At 64.1% G+C, this 14,935-nt stretch carries 11 protein-coding genes and 1 riboswitch; of the genes, 5 read left to right on the top strand and 6 right to left on the bottom strand.

The window, feature by feature from the left end; genetic code table 11:
* Positions 1–59: 59 nt before the first annotated feature.
* The gene (locus tag AC13FW_RS18690; RefSeq protein WP_296251054.1) at positions 60–770 is read right to left on the bottom strand and encodes an AraC family transcriptional regulator; all 711 of its coding nucleotides are present in this window, start codon (positions 768–770) and stop codon (positions 60–62) included.
* A gap of 628 nt (positions 771–1,398) precedes the next feature.
* Between AC13FW_RS18690 and AC13FW_RS18685 the strand changes: the two genes are divergently transcribed.
* Positions 1,399–4,380 carry a TonB-dependent receptor domain-containing protein gene (locus AC13FW_RS18685; RefSeq protein ID WP_482990068.1) on the top strand — a complete coding sequence of 994 codons (2,982 nt, stop codon included), beginning with the start codon at positions 1,399–1,401 and terminating at the stop codon, positions 4,378–4,380.
* 102 nt (positions 4,381–4,482) lie between these two features.
* Here the strand turns inward: AC13FW_RS18685 and btuB are convergent, their stop codons facing one another.
* Complete coding sequence (btuB, locus tag AC13FW_RS18680; RefSeq protein WP_282268908.1) at positions 4,483–6,354, bottom strand: TonB-dependent vitamin B12 receptor; 1,872 nt, start codon at positions 6,352–6,354, stop codon at positions 4,483–4,485.
* 115 nt (positions 6,355–6,469) lie between these two features.
* Positions 6,470–6,706: riboswitch (cobalamin riboswitch) on the bottom strand.
* 283 nt (positions 6,707–6,989) lie between these two features.
* On the opposite strand from btuB, the gene cobT reads away from it, so the two are divergent.
* Genes cobT through cobS form a run of 3 tightly spaced genes read left to right on the top strand, consistent with a single transcriptional unit; the run spans position 6,990 to position 9,393 of the window.
* Positions 6,990–8,060: a nicotinate-nucleotide--dimethylbenzimidazole phosphoribosyltransferase gene (gene cobT, locus AC13FW_RS18675; protein ID WP_482990067.1), complete on the top strand. Its 1,071-nt coding sequence runs from the start codon at positions 6,990–6,992 to the stop codon at positions 8,058–8,060.
* On the top strand, positions 8,057–8,644 hold the full coding sequence (locus AC13FW_RS18670) for a histidine phosphatase family protein (RefSeq protein WP_482990066.1): 588 nt from the start codon (positions 8,057–8,059) through the stop codon (positions 8,642–8,644). The genes cobT and AC13FW_RS18670 overlap by 4 nt, the downstream gene beginning before the upstream one ends.
* A complete protein-coding gene (gene cobS / locus AC13FW_RS18665; protein ID WP_482990065.1) occupies positions 8,641–9,393 on the top strand; it encodes an adenosylcobinamide-GDP ribazoletransferase in 753 nt (250 codons plus the stop codon). Before AC13FW_RS18670 ends, cobS begins: the two co-directional genes overlap by 4 nt.
* 100 nt (positions 9,394–9,493) lie before the next feature.
* Here the strand turns inward: cobS and AC13FW_RS18660 are convergent, their stop codons facing one another.
* From AC13FW_RS18660 to queD, 4 genes are all read right to left on the bottom strand, one after another.
* Positions 9,494–9,853, bottom strand: a complete 360-nt coding sequence (locus tag AC13FW_RS18660) for a TfoX/Sxy family protein (RefSeq protein WP_482990064.1) — start codon at positions 9,851–9,853, stop codon at positions 9,494–9,496.
* Positions 9,850–10,332, bottom strand: a complete 483-nt coding sequence (locus AC13FW_RS18655; protein ID WP_282268899.1) for a GAF domain-containing protein — start codon at positions 10,330–10,332, stop codon at positions 9,850–9,852. The genes AC13FW_RS18660 and AC13FW_RS18655 overlap by 4 nt, the downstream gene beginning before the upstream one ends.
* A 172-nt stretch (positions 10,333–10,504) precedes the next feature.
* On the bottom strand, positions 10,505–10,858 hold the full coding sequence (locus AC13FW_RS18650) for a phasin family protein (RefSeq protein WP_282268897.1): 354 nt from the start codon (positions 10,856–10,858) through the stop codon (positions 10,505–10,507).
* A gap of 783 nt (positions 10,859–11,641) precedes the next feature.
* Positions 11,642–11,998, bottom strand: coding sequence for a 6-carboxytetrahydropterin synthase QueD (queD, locus tag AC13FW_RS18645; RefSeq protein WP_482990063.1), 357 nt, complete (start codon positions 11,996–11,998; stop codon positions 11,642–11,644).
* 184 nt (positions 11,999–12,182) lie between these two features.
* Here queD and AC13FW_RS18640 point away from each other — a divergent pair, with 184 nt between their 5' ends.
* Positions 12,183–14,813, top strand: coding sequence for a TonB-dependent receptor (locus tag AC13FW_RS18640; RefSeq protein WP_482990062.1), 2,631 nt, complete (start codon positions 12,183–12,185; stop codon positions 14,811–14,813).
* The last annotated feature ends 122 nt before the right edge of the window (positions 14,814–14,935 follow it).

Genomic DNA, 14,935 nt, shown 5'->3' with positions numbered 1-14,935 from the left:
GCGGCGAGCAGGCGGAAAAGCTGCTTTCGATCGCATCGCATCGCGCGCGGGCGTGACGGCTACTTCGGCGTCGCAGCCAGCGCCCGATAGTCGCGCGGGGTCATGCCGACGGTGTGCTTGAACTGGCGCGCGAACGCACTCTGGTCGGAGAAGCCACAGGCCTGGCCGACGCTGGCGATGCTGGTGTCGGTGAACAACATGCGGGTGGCAGCCTCGATGCGGAACTTGGTCAACAACTGCTGCGGCGTCAGCTGGAATACCTTCTTGAACAAGCGTTCCAGCTGCGCGACGGATACGCCACTCTTGCCGGCCAGCGTGCGCACACGCAGCGGCTCGTGGAAATGCGCCTGCATGTACTCCACCGCAGCATGCAGGCGCTGGAAGGAAGAGTCCTCGCGGTCGGGTTGGCCAAGATCACGCGAGATGCCGATCAAGCCGACGATGCGGTTGTCTTCCACCAGCGGCTGCTTGAGGGTGAGGCACCAGCCCGGGCTGCGGTTGGCATAGAGCTGCAGTTCAAGCATGTCTTCGATGACTTCGCCTGTCAGCACGCGCCGGTCCTGCAGGATGTAGCGCGCAGCCAGATGCGCTGGATAGAGCTGCAACACGCTCCTGCCGACGATCTCCTCGCGGCTCTTCTTCGCCAGCCGTTGCATCAAGGTCTGGTTGACGTGCGTATAGCGGCATTCGGTGTCCTTGATGAAGAACACCACGTCGGGGAGGGGATCAAACATGCGCACCAATACCTGCGGTGACAGGGTGACAGCCATGGCGTTGCTCTCCGTTGCGGAGCGCACACCCTGCCATTCCTGTGGCCGTCTCTCAAGCGCAATAAGTATGCTGAAATCCGCATCGTGCAGGCCAAGATACGCCTAGCGTGCGGCTGTGGCTGCAGTGGAATATTGATCCCGAAATGTACGGTCATGACGTACTTTCGTTTCTGCAGATGCCTTTAAATCAGTTGGTTGCAGTTGTTACAGGTTGTCTTGTTTTTATCAGTCCTGCACGTTGAACAGCGAGCAGGCGTTTGCCGGGGCCGGTCAGGGGGCTGGTATTAGGCGGATCTCAAACTCCGGGGCGGTTATGTCAAGGTAGCGCGCGGATGCCAGAAGTGGCGCACGCAGTGGTTGGTCCTGGCCCGGCGTTGTGTGCTTGTTTGCCTTCGATGTGGCCTCGTTCGGGGCCCCGGGGACCGTGATCGCTCCATCTGTTGTCGACCATTGCGCTTGCCCGCGCCGAGGTCGGTCAGCGTGTGCGCGTAAAAGTCCGGCGTCCTGGCGGCGACAGCGCCGTCATGGCGGTGGCGTGCGCCGGCAGCTGTTGGCTGGGCGGTGCATCAGCCACTTCGTGGTTGCTTGCTCAACTTTCGTTTCGCATTTCATATTCAAGGGGAAGTAGATGAAGACGAATCATCGCGCCGAGTGCATTCCATGTCGTCGGCGTGGCCAGTTGGCAGTCGCTGTTGCCATTGCCTTGTGTGCCACCGCAACGGGCTCTGCATGGGCGCAGGATGCTGTCGGGAAGGTGGTGAAGGAGCAACAGGCCGCTGGCGTTGAAGCGAAGAATCTCGATACCGTGATCGTCACCGGTTCGCGCATTCGTCGTGAGCCGGGCTTTGAAGGCCCCGCACCGGTAACCGCCATCAGTGCGGAAAAGATCCAGGCCTCCGGCTACACCCAGATCGCCGATCTGGTGAACCAGTTGCCGAGCTTTGCGGCAACCCAGACCAGCCAGACCGCCAACCAGACCGGCAATGTCGGTGTCAGTGCGCTGGACCTGCGTGGCATGGGCGTGCAGCGCACCTTGACGCTGGTGGATGGGCGTCGCCAGGTTGCATCGATTCCCGGTACCGCAGGTGTCGACGTAAGTGCGCTGCCTGCAAGCATGATCGAGCGGGTGGATGTGGTCACCGGTGGCGCGTCCGCGCTGTACGGTGCCGATGCCGTGAACGGTGTGGTCAACTTCGTCCTCAAGCGCGACTACGAAGGGCTGGAAGCCGGCGTCCGCTACGGCGACTCCTCGCGCGGCGACATGCCGACCTATACCGGCGACGTGCTGTTCGGCAAAAATTTCGCCGACAACCGCGGCAACTTCACCTTGTACGGCTTCTGGGAAGACAACTCCGGTACGGTGCGCGGCCAGGACCGTCCCTGGACCGCCAATGGCTACCCGTATTACGCCCGCGCCAGCAGCACCGATCCGTATGTGATCCTCGACAACAGTCGCAACGTCTACAACTCACCCAATGCGACCGTGTTGCTGGGCAACTGCACGGTGGCCAATGCCGCCAACTGCCTGTACACCTTCAATCCGGACGGCTCGCTGCGCCACTCGCAACTCGGCCCGGGCGGTCTGACCAACCTCAGCACCGGCTTCAACGTGCTGCAGCAGGGCACCACCGATGGCGGTGAGTTTGGTGGCCGCTATGACTCCTGGTACTTGGTGACGCCATCGGATCGCCAGACCGTGCGTTCGACGCTGGATTTCGACGTCAACGATGCGCTGCGGCTGGTGGGCACGGTCAACTATTCGCAGAGTCAGTCCGAAGCGTCCTGGCGCTCGCTCAGTACCTACGGTTCGGGTGGCAGCGAAGTGGTGCCGTATTACAGCCCCTTCATCACCCAGGAAATGATCACCGCCAACGGTGGTGCGTTCACCAATGGCATTGCCTTCGGCCGCCATTTCGATGAAGAGCTGGGGCATATGCGCCAGCAGACCGATCGCAAGTTGCTGCAGGCAACCGTCGGCGCGGAAGGCTATTTCGACTTCTTCGGCCGCAGCTGGAACTACGAGGCTTATTACTCTTACGGACGCAGCCGCCAGCGCACCCGCGAACTCAACGCAGGCTCCTATGACCGCTTGCTGTCGGGCCTTAACTCCTATGTGGATGGTGCCGGCAACCCGATCTGCTGGGATGGCCCGGCCGGCTGCGTGGCGATCAATCCTTTCAAGCGCCTGACCTCGGAGATGGTCGATTGGTTGACCTACGACACCGACTGGTCCACGACCACGCTGACCCAGAAGGTTGCATCGGCCTATGCCTCCGGTGGACTGTTCGACCTGCCCGGTGGCGAAGCCAAGATCGTGGTGGGCGCGGAGTACCGCAAGGAACGCAATGAGATCGGCACCATCGCCCAGTACGATCCGACCAATCCGGCTTATGACGCCAGCCTTGGCACCACCCAGAACGGTTTGAACGGCGAGTTCAGCGTCAAGGAGATCTTCAGCGAGCTCAGCCTGCCGCTGCTGTCGGGTGTGGCCGGTGCCGAACGCTTGTCGCTGGAGCTGGCCGGGCGTGTCTCGGACTACAGCACCGCCGGCCGCACCACGACGACGAAGCTCGGTCTGGAATGGGCACCGATTGAAGACATCACCTTGCGCGGTACCTACGGCAAGGCGATCCGTGCACCCAACATCGGTGAGCTGTACACCGCCGGCAGCGTGTCGTCGGCGTGGATCTACGATCCCTGCAACGACTACGCGTTGGCCAATCGCACCAGTGCCACCAGCTACACGGCGGGCAATTGCGCAGCGATCAGCCCCAGCGATACCAGTGTTGGCAACTATTGGCAGTGGAAGGACATCGTCTATTCGGGCAACGTCAACCTGAAGCCGGAAACCGCCAAGACCACGACCTTCGGCGTGGTGTTGCGGCCGCGCTTCATTTCCAACCTGACGGTGTCCGCCGATTACTACAAGATCGACCTGCGCGGGGTGATCTCCACCCTGGACTACCAGACCATCCTCAACCGCTGCGTCGACCAGGCCAGCCTGGACAACACCTTCTGCGATCTGGTCACCCGCGACTCGGCTGGCGACATCGTTGAAGTGGCGGTGCAGCAGCTGAACCTGTCGCAGAGCATTGCCCGCGGCGTCGATATCAACGCCAATTGGTTCCATGACCTTGGCGGCGTGGCGGGCTCCAATGCGGGTCGTATCCTGGTTGATCTGAGCTATGGCCGCACGCTGGAACGCAAGTTCGTCGCCGATCCGCAGAATCCGGATGATGCATGGGACTACCTGACGCTATGGGGCACGCCGAAGTGGAAGGGCACGGTGCGCACCGGCTGGTCCAATCCCAAGCTCAGCGTCTACTGGACCCTGCGGCATGTATCGAAGATGCGTGGCAGCAATACCTCTACCGCAAGCTACGAGCGTGAGTGGGCAGGCAATACCTTCTACAGCGATTTCTACGCCAGCTATCAGGTCACGCCGAAATTCAGTGTGTTCGGCGGTCTCAACAACGCGTTCGATCGCGCGCCGCCGCGTGTGCCGGGCGCGGAGGCCGGCGGTGCAGGCTTCAACCAGAGCGGTTACCAGGCGGCGGTATATGACGTGCTGGGCCGCACCTTCAACATCGGTCTGCGCATGAAGCTTTGACGATCTTCGCTGGGTGCAAAAGAACAGGGCCGACGGAATGACCGTCGGCCCTGTTTGTTTTCAGCTTGATGGAAACCGCAGCAGCGCTGCGGTTTCGCTGACTCAGTTGGCCTTGCTGTTGTAACGCAGGGTCAGCTGGTATTCGCGGCCCGGCTGGTTGTACCAGGCAACGGTTTCGTACTCGCGGTCGAACACGTTGGCGGCCTTGGCCTGCAGGCTCCATGCGTCGTTGATGGCGTATTCAACGCGCACATCCATGGTCCCGTAGCCGGCCAGACGCACGCTGTTGGCAGCGTTGTCGAAGCGGTGGCCACTGCCTGCAGCGGTCACGCCCAGACGCAGCGGGCCGAAGCTCTTGTCCACGTCCAGACGACCGCTGGTACGCGCGCGGCGGGCCAGCAGGTTGTCATAGGTAGCAGCGCCGGAGGTGTGGTCGCGCGGGTCGGTGAAGCTGGCCTGGGCGTTGATGTCGAAGCCAGCCAGCGACAGGTAGCCGGTCAGCTCGGCGCCGCGGATGCGGGCTTCGGCAACGTTGACCAGGTCGAAGTTGCTGTCATAGCCGATCAGCTGGTCGACGCGGGTTTCGTAGGCATTGAAGGTCCAGTTCCAGTTGTCGGCGTACTGCGCGATGCCGAGGTTCAGGCTCTTGGATTCTTCCGGCTTCAGGTTCGGGTTGCTGAAGCCCGGGTAGTACAGGTCGTTGAAGGTCGGTGCCTTGAAGCCGGTGCCGGCGCTGGCGGTCAGGCGGAAGCCATTGCCGAAGGCAAAGCCATAACCCAGGCTGCCGGTGGTGTGGTTGCCGAACTGCTCGTTGTCGTCGTTGCGCACGCTGGCCTGCAGCGAGTGCGCGCCGAACTGGCCCTGGTACTCGGCAAACACGCCGAGGTTGTCGCGCTGGTCGATGTCGAAGGCGGTGGAGCTGGTGACCTTGTCGTTCTGCCAATCAGCGCCAGCGGTGATTTGCTGGCCTTCGGCGAAGCTGAAGTCGCCCTGCACGCTGGCGGTGTCGCGGCGGGTATCGAAGGCGCTGGCGAAGCTGCGGGTGCCGGTGCTGGCATCAGCGAAGTAGTTGTCGGCCTGGTCGCGGTTGCGGCCAACCTGTGCGCTCAGGCGGAAGCGCTCGGATGCAGCCCAGGCGAGCTTGGCACCGTAGACCTGCTGGCGGTTGTCGGCTTCGTTGCCGCCGAAGATGCTGCCGTCGTATTCGTTGAAGCTGTCGGCGTTGAGCACATGGCCTTCCAGGCTCAGCGTGTCGGTCAGGGCGTAGCCACCGCGCACGTTGATGGAGGTGTTGCGGTAGCCATCGCGGTCCGGCTCATCGGCGAAGCAGCCGGCGCCCCAGCCAGCGGCGGTGCCGCGGCAGGCGTTGATGCCGTCGGTCTTCTGGTAGCCGCCCTGGGCCGAGATCCAGCCGCGCTCACCGCGGTTGCTGAAGCCGGCGCTGACCTGGCGCAGGTTGTTGCTGCCGGCGGTGATCGCCAGGTTCTGCTGCAGGCCCTGGCCAGCGTTGCGGGTGAAGATCTGGATCACGCCGCCGATGGCCTCGGAGCCGTACAGGCTCGAACGCGGGCCCCGCACGATTTCAATGCGCTCGATCTGGTCAACCGGCAGGTCCTGCAGGGCGGCCATGCCGCTGGTGGCCGAGGCCACGCGCACGCCGTCCACCAGCACCAGCACCTGGTTGGAGTTGCTGCCACGCAGGAACAGCGAGGTGATCTTGCCGTTGCCGCCCTGGTTGGCGAAGTCCAGGCCGGCGCGGCCGCGCAGCAGGTCCTGCAGCGAGTTGGCCTGGCTGTGGTCGATCTGCGCACGGTCGATGACCTGCACCGGCACCACGCTGTTCTCGATGGAGATCGGGGTGCGGGTTGCGGTGACGGTGACGTCGTCCAGCTCGGTTGGTGCGTTCTGCGCGGCGGCAACGCCCGGCAATGCCAGGGCAAGGGCGAGGGACAGGGTGTGGTAAGACAGTTTCATGGAAGCTCCTGGGCCTGCACGCTCCCGCGCAGACGGATTGGGGAGGCTGCCAGAAGAGGGAGAAGACGGAGGCGGCGCACACGGCGCTACAGCCGCCGCCATGCCCTCCGCATCGCAACCAGTCGGCTTCCGGGCCGGTCTCCGGACTCGCAGGCGAGGCGGCGTGGGCCGCTTCCGTCCAGACGCCTTCCCGTGCCGTGCACAGTGGCGCCATGTCTGGACTTGTCCTGCTTACCGTTGCGGGGGCAGTGCCGGAATGGCGACATGCTGGAGTTCCAGCAGTGCGCGGCACCGGCTTCCCGTTTCAACCGCTCGGCAAGGCCGGTCGGTCACCCGAAAGTGCGCGCATTCTATGCCATTGCCGCCAGCGTTGCCGGAATGGGCGGCAACGGCCGGCATGGCGCGGACTCTGTAACCGGGGTTCAAGGTAGCCCGGGTAAGCGCATGCGCACCCGGGAAGTGCAGGGCGCCGCAGGCCTGCAGCGGTGCTGCAATCTCGTTCCCCGGGTGCGCTGCGCTTACCCGGGCTACGTGTTGCATGAGTTCGATTTGATTGGGGCTGGCGAAACAAGCCCTGCGCAGCACTGTTGCCGAGTGGCTAGAATGCGCGCTGCAAACGCAGTATCGGAAGTGTCGTGACAGAAACATGGTACGGGCAGGCCTGCAGCCAGCCTTCGCAGGAATACCGGCAGCGCGCCCTGCTGCGCCAGCGCCAGCTGACCAAGCCGGAAGGCGCCCTGGGTCGTTTGGAGACATTGGCCGTTGAGCTGGCTGCGCTGCAAGGCGTGGATCAGCCGGTGGCGCAGCGTGTGCCGGTGGTGGTGTTCGCAGGCGACCACGGCGTGACCGCGCAGGGCGTGTCGGCTTACCCGGCCGAAGTGACGGTGCAGATGCTGCACAACTTCGCCGGCGGCGGTGCTGCCATTGCGGTACTGGCGCGCGAACTGGGCCTGCCACTGCACGTATGGGATGTAGGCAGCCGCGCTACCACAGCGATTGCCGGCGTGGTCAGTGCCAAGACCCTGCATGGTACTGCTGACTTCAGCGCAGGCCCGGCGATGTCGGCAGTCGATCTGGACGCTGCCTTCGATGCGGGTCGCCGCGCGGTGGAGGCTGCCTGCGCCGACGGTGCGGATTTGTTGGTGTTCGGCGAGATGGGCATCGGCAACACCACTGCTGCGAGTGCCATCGCTGCCGTGCTTGGCCCGTTGCCATTGGACGAGTTGGTTGGCGCCGGTACTGGCCTGGACGCGGTGCGCATGGTGCAGAAGAAGAATCTGATCGCACGCGCGCTGAGCCTGCATGGTGACGCGATAAACACGGCCGAGTCGCCCGCGTACGAAGCATTGCAACGTGTAGGTGGATTGGAGATCGCTGCGATAACTGCGGCGATGATCGCCGCTGCGCAACGGCGCATCCCGGTGCTGGTGGATGGCTTCATCGTCTCTGCGGCAGCGTTGGCGGCAGTCCGCATCAATCCCAGCCTGCGGCCGTGGCTGCTGTTCTCGCACCAGTCGGCCGAGCGTGGTCACATCCGCCTGTTGGAGGCATTGCAGGCGCAGCCACTGCTGTCACTGGACCTGCGCCTTGGCGAAGGCTCCGGTGCCGCGCTCGCGTTGCCGCTGGTACGCATGGCCTGTGCTCTGCACAACAGCATGGCGACGTTCGCCGAGGCAGCTGTTGCCGATCGCGGTGGCGGCCGATGATTCTTGATCTGATGCGGCACGCCTCCACCGGGCGTGCCGGCCACCTGGACGGACGTACCGATCCGCCCTTGATCGAAGGCGCGATGGACACGCTGTACCGCAGCCACGCAGGCATTGGCTGGAGCCGGGTGATCACGTCGCCGCGTCGGCGCGCGCTGGATACCGCGCATGCATTGGTGGCTGGCAGCAACCAGTTCTGCGAGATCCACCCGGATTGGGCCGAGCTCGACTTCGGCGATTGGGACGGGCTGCATTTTGACGAAGTTCCTGCCGAGCAGCTTGCTGGCTTCTACAGCGAACCGCACGATGTGGTACCGCCCAACGGTGAGTCTTGGCAGCAGTTCCAGGCGCGCGTTGAAGCGCAGCTGCATCGCTTGGTGGACGAAGACGATGGCGACGGCCAGCCGGTGCTGGTGGTCAGCCATGCCGGCGTGTTGCGGCTGGCGGTGTCGCGCGTCTGTGGGATGAGCCTGTCCTCGCTATGGGCGATGCGCATCGATTACGGCACCCGTGTGCGCCTGCGCGTGGAGCGTGGCGAAGACGGCCAGTTGTGGGGTGAACTGCTGGAGTTGCGACAACCATGATTGGACGCCGCCTGATCCTTGCCATCCAATTCCTGACCCGGCTGCCGACACCGCAGGTGCGCGACTTCCGCCAGGAGTACCTGAGCAGGTCGGCGGTGTACTACCCCTTGGTTGGCGCCATCATCGGCGTCCTGCTGGCGCTGCCGCTGTATGGCCTGTCGGATCGGCCCTGGCTGGCGGGCGCGCTGACCTTGTTGCTGTGGGTATGGGTGACCGGCGCGCTGCATCTGGATGGCCTCGGCGATGTTGCCGATGCCTTCGGTGCCGCACATCGCAACCCGCAGCGTTTTCTGGAAGTCCTCAAGGACCCGCACATGGGCGTGTTCGGCGTGGTCACGCTGATCATGCAGCTGCTGCTCAAGTTCGTGCTGTTGACCGAGCTCGCGGTGGGTCCATTGTGGTTCGGCATCGTGCTGGTGCCGGCGTGGGCACGCTGGGGTACCTTGTGGTGGAGCCAGCGCATACCGTCGCTGCACGCTGATGGTATGGGCGAGCGCTTCTCCTGGCAGCTGCGACCGTCGGCGATGTGGGTGTGGGCAGTGTTGCTGGCCGCGATCAGCGTGGTGTTTGCATGGCCGTTGTTGCTGGCGCTGCTGCTGGTGCCGCTGGTGGCCGTGTGGTGGAAGCGCAAGCTGGGTGGCATCTCCGGCGATGGCCTGGGTGCCAGCGTCGAAGTAGTGGAGACCTTGCTGATGCTGGCGCTGGTGGTCCTCGCACCGCTGCCCGTAGACATTGTGGGAGCGGCGTAAGCCGCGAAGCCACCGCTGCATCCGGAATCATGCAGTGCGCGATCTGAAGAATGGCCAGCTTCACGGCTAACGCCGTTCCCACAAAAGCCTCTGGTGAGGCTCACTCCTCGAAGCGGATCTCGCTGGCTTCTTCTTCATCGGCTTCGGCCTGCATATGCGTTTCATGCACCGGCCCGGCCTGTTGGCCTGCACGCGTGGTGGGCAGCGCGCCAGCGGCGACTTCGTACTCGGCGACCAGCTGCTGGCGACGCGCCTCGGGTATTTCCTGCCAATGGCAGCCGACCAAGGCGCCTTCAAGCGAATACAGCAGGTTGAGGCTGGGCTTGAAGCCGGCGCGGCGCACCTTCATGAACGCTGCAACCGGGCCGATCGCGCTCAGGTCCTGCTCGCTGCGCAAACCGACCTGACGCAGCCAGGCTGCACTCTTGGGGCCGATGTTGCGCAGCTTGGGGGCGCTCATTGCAGCGCCTCGACAAACACCTGGGCGATGGCTTCCAGCCCCAGCTGGTCGTCGGCGTCGAAACGCGCGAGCACCGGGCTGTCGATGTCGAACACGCCAATCAACGTGCCGTTGTGGACCAGGGGTACGACCAGTTCCGAGCGCGAGGCCGAGTCGCAGGCGATATGGCCGGGGAACGCATCCACATCCTCGATGCGCTGGGTCTGGCGGCTGCTGGCAGCGGCGCCACACACGCCCTTGGACAGCGGAATGCGCACGCAGGCCGGCAAGCCCTGGAACGGGCCAACCACCAATTCCTTGCCGTCGTAGAAGTAGAAACCCACCCAGTTGAGCTGCGGCAGCGCGTGGTAGACCAGTGCCGACAGGTTGGCAGCATTGGCAATGCGGTCTGCTTCGCCATGGACCAGAGCGCGGGCCTGGGCCAGCAGCTGGGCGTATTGTTCCGGCTTGCTGCCGGTGAGGGTGTCGGTGTTGAACATCAGGAGAGTCTAGTCGCTGCGTGGTCGTCGATTTTGCCAGCCGCTGCCGCCGAGCGCAGCCATCGGCAATGGAATGCTGGATCGCAGGCAAAAAAAGACCCGGCAGCGGGAGGGAGCTACCGGGTCTGGGATTGCGCGGGGGAGGGACCGCGCAAATTCTGTTGTCTGGGTATCAGCGCGTCTTGCGCTCGGGTTTGGCAGCGAAAGGCTGGCGAACCAATGCGCCCAATGCCTCGCCGGTCTTCAGGCTGAGCCCGACCACTTCCTGGTTGGCATTGGCCAGTCGTTCCATGTTCTCGCGTGCCAGCTGCATTCCCTTGGGCAGCAGCGCCTGCAGATCCGCCTGCGCGCCGGCCTGGGCCAGTTCGCCGAAGAAGCCAGCCGCAGCCGTGGTGTTGCGCTCGAACGCGCGCAGCTGCACGCCAAACACGCTTTCAGCATTTTCCAAGGCGAGCCGGTTGGCACGGTTGGCAGCAGCGGCGAGCTGCTGGGTGTAGCTGCTGAAGTCGTTGAACTGAGCGGACATCAAGGTGATCCGACGGGTCTTGTTGCGTTGCAGCATAGCGCGGAATTGGCGCGGTGCAACATAAAATTCTGAACTGTTCAGAAGCCGCCTCTGTAGAGCCGAGCCATGCTCGGCTGGAGCGTTCCCGGTAAAGTTCCAGCCGAGCATGGCTCGGCACTACCGCGCGCCCTTTTTCCGCAGACGAGGGGCTCCCTCCCTTTGCCGCAGGCAAGGGGAGGGCTGGGAAGGGGTTGGCTTTGGGGCTCCATGCACGGCCAGCTTCGCGGCTTACGCCGCTCCCACAAGCGCCGCTGCGTGGTCGGGATGGCCTTGTAGAGCCGAGCCATGCTCGGCTGGAGCATTACCGGTAAGGCCTCTGCCGAGCATGGCTCGGCACTACGCTCTGCTCCCTCCCTTTGCCGCAGGCAAGGGGAGGGCTGGGGAGGGGTTGGCTTTGAGGCTTCATGCATGGCCAGCTTCGCGGCTTATGCCGCTCCCACAAGGGCCGCTGCGTGGTCGGGAAGGCCTTGTAGAGCCGAGCCATGCTCGGCTGGAGCATTACCGGCAAGGCCTCTGCCGAGCATGGCTCGGCACTACGCTCTGCTCCCTCCCTTTGCCGCAGGCAAGGGGAGGGCTGGGGAGGGGTTGGCTTTGGGGCTCCATGCATGGCCAGCTTCGCGGCTTATGCCGCTCCCACAAGGGCCGCTGCGTGGTCGGGAAGGCCATGTAGAGCCGAGCCATGCTCGGCTGGAGCATTACCGGCAAGGCCTCTGCCGAGCATGGCTCGGCACTACGAGGTCGCTATCAGGCGCCCTTGTAGCTGCAGCCGGAGGTGCAGGTTTCGTGCACGACTACTTCGCTGAGTAGCGGCAGTGCTGGCTTCAGCTTTTCCCAGATCCACATCGCCAGGCGTTCGCTGGTGGGGTTCTCCAGGCCGGGGATGTCGTTGAGGTAGTTGTGGTCGAGCTGGTCGTAGAGCGGCTGGAAGGCGGCCTTCAGATCGCTGAAGTCCATGATCCAGCCAGTCTCCGGGCCGGGTTCGCCGCTGACTCGCAGTTCCACGCGGAACGAGTGGCCGTGCAGGCGCGAGCACTTGTGGCCGACCGGGACGTTGGGCAGCCGGTGTGCGGCTTCGAGGGTGAAAACCTTGAAAATATCCATGGGCGTAATTGTAGGGTGCCGCCGTCGCTGCGCGTATGCGCCAGTGATGCCAGTCATATTTTCATATCCATCCGGATGGAGCGATGTAACGGATGGTTATGTGCGAATGCAACAAAGTGATTGGCCGGACATTTGCCGTTCATGAGGTACTGGCGCCGTTGCCATTCACCTCTCCCCGGATTCCATGCCTACTCGTTCCTTGCTCGCCTTCGCGGTGGCCGCTGCCATCGCTGCTCCCTCCCTCGCCCTGGCCGAAGCCGCTGCCGACGGCAGCAAGACCCTCGATGCGATCCGGGTTACCGGCTCCAACATCAAGCGCACCGATACCGAGACCGCCAACCCGGTGCAGGTGATCGAACGCCAGCAACTGGAGCAGACTGGCAAGGCCAGCGTGGCTGACCTGCTGCGCTCGATCTCCGCCAACACCGGCAACGCCAGCAACGAAACCAGCAACAGCGGTTGGGCCTCGGGTTCGGCCGGCATCGGCCTGCGCGGCCTGTCGCAGAAGAACACGCTGGTGCTGCTCAATGGTCGCCGTCTGGCCAATTACGGCTTCCCGTCCGGCGGTCTGTCGGACACTTTCGTCGACCTCAACGCGCTTCCCCTCGTAGCGGTGGAACGCATCGAAGTGCTGAAGGATGGCGCCTCGGCGGTATACGGCTCCGATGCAGTCGCCGGCGTGGTCAACATCATCACCCGGCAGAATTTTGAAGGCGCCGAAGTCGGCGTCAGCGGCGGCACCTCCGAAGCCGGTGGGCTGGATCAGCAGAATCTCAAGTTCGTCGGCGGCCTCGGCGACCTGGACCGCGATGGTTACAACATCCTGGTGTCGCTGGAAGGCTATAACCGCGACCGCCTGGACCAGGATCAGCGCGACCTGACCCGCTCGGGCATCTATACCGACAAGGCCGGTGGCCGCTGGAACGGCTGGTCGGCCAAGGGCGCGCGTTACCTGATCGACGGCAAGTCGGTGCCGATGCTGGACGCCGCCGGCAACTGCCCGGAAGGCACGGTACTCACCGCCAGCGCACCGATCGACGGCCTGGCCGGAGACACCTGCGCCTTCAACCAGGCGCCGTATACCACGCTGATTCCCTCGACCAAGCGCTGGCAGGCCTATGTCAACGGCACGCTGCGCATCAACGATTCGGTGGAAGCCTTCGCCGATGTGATCTACAGCGATATCAAGGGTGTGTCGTGGTTCGGCTCCAGCCCGTTCTTTACCCTGGAAAGTGGCCGTTTCGCGCTCAACGCCGAGACCGGTCTGGCCGAGCCGGTGCGTTCGACCCTGCCGGCAGGCAATCCGTACAACCCGTACGGCGTGGACGTGCCAATCGAATACACCTTCTTCAACCTCGGCGGCACCATCAAGACCAATCGTTCGCGTTCCTATCGCGGCGTGCTTGGCCTGCGCGGGCAGACCGAGAAGTGGGACTGGGAAGTCGGCGCATTCCAGGCGGCCAGCAAGCAGCGTGAGACCGTTTCCGGCGGCTTTGCGAACCGCTGGACGCTGTATGACGCACTGGCCAGCGGCAGCTACAACCTGCTCAATCCGTCAGCGACGGATCCGGCGGTGCTTGCAGCGATTGGCCTGAGCACGCTGCGCCCGGCCGAATCGGTGCTCAAGGGTGTCGATGCCAAGGTGTCCGGTACTTTGGGTGCAACCTGGGCGGGCGAGATTGGCTTCGCCGCCGGTGCCGAATGGCGTCAGGAGAAGCTCGATTCAAACAATCCCTGGCAGATCGATGCAGGCTTGCAGGTGCGGCCGGCGATCGCCGAAGTGCACGGCCAGCGCCAGGTCAGCGCTGCCTACGCGGAAGTAAGCGTACCGCTGCACAGCACGTTGGAACTGCAGGCGGCAGCACGCGCCGATCGTTACAGTGATTTCGGCAATGCGTTCTCGCCCAAGCTCGGCCTGCGTTGGCAGCCGCTGGATTGGTTGCTGGTGCGCGCTGCGGCCTCGCGCGGTTTCCGTGCGCCATCGTTGTCGGAGAACTCGGCATCGACCAGCATCGCCTATGGCTCGGTGGTCGATCCGCACGATCCGGACGTTGCCGGCTCGCGGCAGAACCCGACCTTCTTCACCGTCGGCAACACCAACCTGGATCCGGAACGCACGCGCAGCTTCAATGCCGGCTTCGTGCTCTCCCCGTGGCAGAACACCAACCTCAGCGTCGATTACTACCGCATCAAGCTGGACAACCTGATCGGCACCGGCAACACCACAACGCTGGTGGCAGAGAACGACCCGGCCAATGTGCTGCGTGATTCGCGCGGCAAGCTGCTGGCGGTCTACAACCGCTACCAGAACCTGAGTGAGCTGGAGACCTCGGGCATCGACATCGAGCTGCGCCAGCGCTGGCAGACGGCCACTGCGGGTGACTTCGGCCTGTCCTCGGCGCTGACCTATGTCATCGACTACAAGCGACCGCAGGTGGTCGGCGGTCCGTTGGTGGATTACGCCGGCTCCAACCTCGGCCCGTCGCTGCCGGATACCAAGGCCACCACCACGCTGGACTGGGCCTTGGGTGATTGGCGCACCGCGCTGACCTGGTACTACACCAGCAGCTATGACCAGCAAGGCAGTGCCGCGGCCAAGGCGGTGCAGAAGCAGGTGGCCAGTTACAGCCAGTTCGATCTGTACCTGGGCTACACCGGCATCGACAAGCTGACTGTGTACGCAAAGGTGCAGAACATCGGTGACCGCCAGCCGCCGTACGACGCCACCTTCCCGGGTGTGCGCGCACCGTACGACTTCAGCCAGTACGACCTGCGCGGGCGCTATTACACGCTGGGTTTTGATTACCGCTTCTGATTGAAAGCCGCTCTCCCGCTTGCGGGAAAGGGCAGCTCCTGTAGTGGGGGGGGCGGCGGGGGGGGGGGGGGGGGGGGGGGGGGGCGGGCGCGCCCGGGGGGGGGGGGGGGGAGGGAGCGTGG

The organism is Stenotrophomonas sp. 21LCFQ19, assembly GCF_056861425.1.
The sequence above is the reverse complement of the archived record's forward strand: the minus strand, read 5'-3'. Positions and strand labels throughout refer to the sequence as shown.

Bases quoted from the DNA above. Each gene is read 5' to 3' on its own strand.
- AC13FW_RS18640 (WP_482990062.1), top strand. From the start codon at position 12,183: ATGCCTACTCGTTCCTTGCTCGCCTTCGCGGTGGCCGCTGCCATCGCT.
- AC13FW_RS18650 (WP_282268897.1), bottom strand. From the start codon at position 10,858: ATGTCCGCTCAGTTCAACGACTTCAGCAGCTACACCCAGCAGCTCGCC.
- AC13FW_RS18660 (WP_482990064.1), bottom strand. From the start codon at position 9,853: ATGAGCGCCCCCAAGCTGCGCAACATCGGCCCCAAGAGTGCAGCCTGG.
- btuB (WP_282268908.1), bottom strand. From the start codon at position 6,354: ATGAAACTGTCTTACCACACCCTGTCCCTCGCCCTTGCCCTGGCATTG.
- AC13FW_RS18685 (WP_482990068.1), top strand. From the start codon at position 1,399: ATGAAGACGAATCATCGCGCCGAGTGCATTCCATGTCGTCGGCGTGGC.
- AC13FW_RS18655 (WP_282268899.1), bottom strand. From the start codon at position 10,332: ATGTTCAACACCGACACCCTCACCGGCAGCAAGCCGGAACAATACGCC.
- queD (WP_482990063.1), bottom strand. From the start codon at position 11,998: ATGGATATTTTCAAGGTTTTCACCCTCGAAGCCGCACACCGGCTGCCC.
- AC13FW_RS18690 (WP_296251054.1), bottom strand. From the start codon at position 770: ATGGCTGTCACCCTGTCACCGCAGGTATTGGTGCGCATGTTTGATCCC.
- AC13FW_RS18670 (WP_482990066.1), top strand. From the start codon at position 8,057: ATGATTCTTGATCTGATGCGGCACGCCTCCACCGGGCGTGCCGGCCAC.
- cobS (WP_482990065.1), top strand. From the start codon at position 8,641: ATGATTGGACGCCGCCTGATCCTTGCCATCCAATTCCTGACCCGGCTG.